Annotated in this window: 1 protein-coding gene; it reads right to left on the bottom strand. The window is 49.1% G+C overall.

What is annotated here, in order from left to right:
* Positions 1-285: reverse transcriptase N-terminal domain-containing protein (locus LKE08_RS15150; protein ID WP_324705078.1), on the bottom strand; the 285-nt coding region annotated here is incomplete at both ends.

Genomic DNA, 285 nt, shown 5'->3' with positions numbered 1-285 from the left:
AAGGCTTGCTTGGCTCTGTCTCGGATTGTCGGGATTCCCAGCGGGCGTTTTTCATCCCGTCCGGGTTTTGGTATCCAGACTCTCCGTAGTGGCTTGGCTTTGAAGTTTCCTTTAATTTCCTCAGTAAGTTCAAACCTTTGTTTCGGGGATATTGCTACCACTCCATCTATTCCGGCTGTTTTCTTGCCTTGGTTATCTTGGGTCACTTGCCTTACCGCTAAGAGCCTTGCGTAGTATGACTTCAACAGGAGTCTCTGCAACCTTCTAGCTTTTGCGTCCTGTCCC

The sequence above is a fragment of the Lyngbya sp. CCY1209 genome (genome assembly GCF_035615495.1).
Classification (GTDB): Bacteria; Cyanobacteriota; Cyanobacteriia; order Cyanobacteriales; family Microcoleaceae; genus Limnospira.
Note: the sequence above shows the minus strand (reverse complement) of the source record. Positions and strands in the feature narration are given on the sequence as shown.